The sequence below is a fragment of the Chamaesiphon sp. genome, assembly GCF_041738855.1.
Classification (GTDB): domain Bacteria; phylum Cyanobacteriota; class Cyanobacteriia; order Cyanobacteriales; family Chamaesiphonaceae; genus Chamaesiphon.
In genome coordinates this window covers 1-4,497 of the sequence record NZ_JBGSPA010000213.1, presented here as the reverse complement: position 1 = coordinate 4,497, position 4,497 = coordinate 1, and the positions used below count along the sequence as shown (strand labels likewise).

The window sequence follows — 4,497 nt, the reverse complement described above, 5'->3', positions numbered from 1 at the left end:
TTGTAAGATAACCTCACTTCTCTGTCGTTGGCGATCGTCAATGCCAGATCGGTAAATTACCCGATCTCTCTAAAGTTTTTGGATTTACACTATTCACGTCACCTTATGTCAAAGCGTTCGTCCAAACGAGACAATGATGTTGTTACCCCAGATCGCTATATTGCCATCGGCAATCGACAATCCCAAAGCGGGAATTACCCAAGTGCTTTAGTTGCTTACGATCTTGCCGTCAAACTCGATCCTCGCTATGCCGCTTCTTATAACTATCGCGGTGCGTTCAAGTACGCGCACTTAGGAGATATCCAGGGGGCAATCGCCGATTTCGACTCAGCCATTGGCTATGACCCCGATTATGCCGTTGCTTATGCCAATCGGGGCCTACTTAGGTATCAGCAATTAGGTGATATTCCTGGTGCCTTAGCCGACCTCAATGTGTCGATTCTCCTCAATCCTCGTGATGCGTCGGTCTATACCACTCGCGGGTTGATCAAATACGGTGAGTTGGGAGATATCGAATACGCTCTGGCTGACTATGACTTGGCGATCTCGATCGACCCGAATTTTGCTCCTGCTTATAACTGTCGCGGGCTGCTAAAAAATGTCAAACTGATGGATATTGCTGGAGCCTTAGCCGATTACGACAAAGCGATCGAGATCGACCCAAACTTATCTGAGGCATTCTACAATCGCGGTACGCTCAAGCATAGAGAACTGGGCGATCCAGTGGGGGCGTTAGCCGACTACGATCGGGCGATATCGCTCGCTCCCCGTCTGGCTGCTGCCTATTTGGTGCGGGGCTTGCTCAAACGCGACCAACTCGAAGACATGCTGGGGGCATCAATCGACTTTACGCGGGCGGGCGAAATCGATCCCCAGATTATCGAACGCTCTCATCCCTAACTGGATGAGTTGAGTGAAGATCTAGACAGATGCGGCAGCGGAGGGAGGCTCGACCGTTCGATTTCCATCCGATCTCAATTGGGATAGATGTATTGCAATCGCGGCAGTTCTAATTTCAAAGATCGATTACGATCGAACTGCCGCCACCCCATTGTCATAACTAACCTCAATGACCGATGATGATGGCTGAGGTAGCTTCACAATACTCAGATCGTGAACGATTGCTTTACCATCGACCAATTGCAATCCATAGTATCGATCGATCGTCACGACTTCCCCCACATAACTTGCCTTCAGCAGCGATGCCAACTCTAATTCGAGGTTTTGCTCGTCTGCAAATGTTTGGATTGCTTGTCGAGCCAGAGATCGTTGAGAATGAGGTAAAATTAACCCCGTCTCGATCCAATTGGGCAGCGGTTGCTTGAGGATATTTAGCGCACCATCGATCGCCTGTAACATCAACTCAGCCATTTGACTATTATCAAAAATATAGGCGACCTGTGCTAATTCCACCGCTTTTGGTAAAAGTTGGAGCGTGCGGTCGTAGCGGGCAATAATCTTATCAATTGGCACGTCATGCCCTCCCTGCCTCACTCTTAGGGCTACCCGTTCCACATTAATGTGGGGATTATTCGTTCCCACAAAGACCAACATGACTCGATAGCCCAGTGCATTTGCCTGTTCTAGTAGTGCAAGCTTGCTCGGATGGCTCATCACCGTCTCAAACGCCAAAGATTGCCTTTGCTGCATCAACTCCTGACGTTTGACTTCGGCCATCTGCGCGGCTTGATAACCGATCTCCTCCAAACTGCCAGCCAGAGTTTTGGCAATGTCATCAGCGTTGACGTAATTAGCTGGAAATAAACCTCGATCTCGAAAGGCTTGGGTGATTGTCGATTTCCCCGAACCATTCGGCCCTGCAAACATCAAAAAGACTGGTGGAATTATGGTTGCCATTCCAGAATCGTCCCGTTAGGCATCATTCGATATAATTTGCCTTCAGGAGTCGCTCCTACAGTCGATAAACCTGCTAGATGAGCCGAATCAATCGCCTCGACTGTCGCAGTTTTGGCAATATTTGCCCAATCATCAATAGTTAAACCTAATGGGTCTAGCTCGACTGTCTGCAATTGAGTAACAGTGTTAGTCATATTTAAGAACTCGATCGACGATCGGTTGGAGATTCACACATGTCTATTTTATCCCCAAACGTTTATCTATTGAGAAACCAGCTCTTTTGAGGATTGAGAGTCGAGGTGTTCGCACAAGAGCGGGGTCGATCCCTAAAGTCGATCGAAATTGCTAGGATATTAAAAATCAACAGCAAAATGCTGGCAACCACATCACCAGTTAGATCGGAACAGCCGCATTATCGATCTCACTGTACATTTACAGAAGTATTACCAACCGCAGGAGGCTGTATGGCTGTTGCCCGTCAAGAATGGTTAGATTGGGAGTTCGATCCCCCTGGTTTCTCGCAGTATGGCTGTGATGACATTGGCGATCTACTCGCTAGTGGGCAGATGTCGGTCGAATTCCTAGATGATGGGGACGACTATGAGCCAACCGAAGCAGAACTCGAAGAGAATAGGCGATGTCACACTGATTGTTATGAAATCAGCGCACAACTGAGAAAGACGATGATTTATAAAGACGGGGAAACCGAAAGTCAATATGAAGAACGTCTTACTTGGGAGCTGACTAGACAAGCAGGCGATCGAAAAGACCAACGCGCAAAAGAGCGAATAGAACAAGGACTGCCTGACCTCGCGCACAACCCCAATGCTCTGTAACAACCTCGACTAGTTGGTAATCGCTCATGCTGACATTTGCTGAGTTTGATATCAAGACAGGTAGACCGATTCTCGAATACGATCCGGTTACTAAAGGTCAAACTCAAAGCTATAAGGCGGTGGACGTTGCGTATCTGCAACATTGGCTTAAAGCCAGGGGGTTAGAACGCGATCCATTATATACCGCCGATTTTTATGAAGGCATCAACCCGTCGGATAACGAACGGCTGCTCAAACAAGGTAAGCATATTATCTTCACAGGCGGTACCAGCGGTAAATATGTATCTGCTTATTTCACTGACGCGGCGACCGCCCAGGCAATTCTCATCGGTAACGAGCGAGAACCACCCCTTTACGAACTGGGGGATAAAAGTGCCCATTATGCCGTTGCCTACGGCTCCTTGCCCGTTTCTGACTGCTATAAAGACGCGATCGTCAAAGGTGGTAAGGGGAGAAAGATTTTAATTGTCGATGATGAGGCTCAATCGGTTGGTAGCGAACCAATCTTCGACCGAGATGGCAAGCCAGTTACAGACTTGAGCGATCTGCTCTCTAAGATGGGCGATGGGACGATGCTCTTGCCTACTGGATTAATGCGGGAGCTGCTGTTAGAGAAGGAAGTCCAAACGATAATTCGGCGAGCTGTCACGCAAACAGACCACGCTCTGAATGAAGAATTGGGGGTAGTGGGTGAGTGGCTAGATGAAGTGACGGGCGATAAAGTTGAGGATGAACTAGTCGCCCTCATCGCAGCAGAATATCGCGCCAATGGCAGAATCGGTACCTCTCACGTTCATGTAGACACTGCTAAAACGATAAATAAGTTATTGGATAAAGCAGCTTCTGAAAGTGTCATCCAGTTTAGAGCGGCGATAACCGATACCCCCGGCATGTTTAAGGGGATGATGAAGACGAGTGCATGGTGCGAACGCTTGGGTGTCGCCGCGATCGTTAGTAAGAATTGCATCAAGGGTAATGGTGTAGATCTCGATACTGTCGGTATTTTGAAGCTGAACAAAGGTGCGACCTTATGGATCGGGCGTAAAGAAGTCGCCACTTGGGGCGAACAATCGGTAGGAATGCAGGTGAAAATCTGCATCCCGTCTGCCACCGAACGAGAACTAAACCCGCTGGCATTAGCTAGAGCGGGTCAACTGACCGAGATTGCCGTCGATCCATATTTGCTCGGTCAAAAATATATTGAAGACGACCGCCGTAAAAAGTCGAATCTGGCGATCGTCATCGATGATAATGGCGAAGTGAGCGGACAGGTGCGACAAAAAGATGCCCTTGCCGATTTGTTAGCCCTCGATGTTAATGGCGAACTCACCCAAATGCCGACGATCCAACGGCGGTTGACTGAAGCCCTGCGATGCAACTGGATCGATGCTGCCACTAGCGGAGTGGAAGTTCCCTCTGCTGTGGCGCAACATCATGGCAAATTGGATGTGTGGGAAATCTGCAATCGCAAACTCCCGCATGGGGCTGTAGTGGCTTTTTATCGCTCTCCAGTGCCTAATGTGTCTGCTTTTGCTTTCGGCATCAATAATCTCGATTTTAAAGACATCGACCCCGAATCCTACAACAAGCGGGGGGTGGTCTACGTCAACCCCTGGACTGCCAAAGAAATTGCCATCTCTGACTTCGATGGCGATAGGTTCGGTCCTGACTGCCTGACACAAGTGGCTCAAAAGCAGACAGAGAGAAGAAAAGAGTAGAAAAACATGAGAAGCTAAAGTTACGAACGCTCTAGCTGAAATTCGCATGAATGCTTCTACTCCTCTGTATATTCAACTATTAGGCT

The 4,497-nt window shown here is 48.4% G+C and carries 5 protein-coding genes; 3 read left to right on the top strand and 2 right to left on the bottom strand.

Features of this window, described 5'->3' with window-relative positions:
* Positions 1-105 precede the first annotated feature (105 nt).
* The gene (locus ACEW9I_RS24195) at positions 106-900 is read left to right on the top strand and encodes a tetratricopeptide repeat protein (RefSeq protein WP_373542893.1); all 795 of its coding nucleotides are present in this window, start codon (positions 106-108) and stop codon (positions 898-900) included.
* 126 nt (positions 901-1,026) lie between these two features.
* Here ACEW9I_RS24195 and ACEW9I_RS24190 read toward each other — a convergent pair whose 3' ends face one another.
* Positions 1,027-1,857, bottom strand: a complete 831-nt coding sequence (locus ACEW9I_RS24190; RefSeq protein ID WP_373542892.1) for a zeta toxin family protein — start codon at positions 1,855-1,857, stop codon at positions 1,027-1,029.
* A complete protein-coding gene (locus ACEW9I_RS24185; protein WP_373542891.1) occupies positions 1,845-2,051 on the bottom strand; it encodes a hypothetical protein in 207 nt (68 codons plus the stop codon). Before ACEW9I_RS24185 ends, ACEW9I_RS24190 begins: the two co-directional genes overlap by 13 nt.
* A gap of 177 nt (positions 2,052-2,228) precedes the next feature.
* On the opposite strand from ACEW9I_RS24185, the gene ACEW9I_RS24180 reads away from it, so the two are divergent.
* Positions 2,229-2,693, top strand: coding sequence for a hypothetical protein (locus ACEW9I_RS24180; protein ID WP_373542890.1), 465 nt, complete (start codon positions 2,229-2,231; stop codon positions 2,691-2,693).
* A 26-nt stretch (positions 2,694-2,719) separates the two neighbouring features.
* On the top strand, positions 2,720-4,411 hold the full coding sequence (locus tag ACEW9I_RS24175; protein WP_373542889.1) for a hypothetical protein: 1,692 nt from the start codon (positions 2,720-2,722) through the stop codon (positions 4,409-4,411).
* The last annotated feature ends 86 nt before the right edge of the window (positions 4,412-4,497 follow it).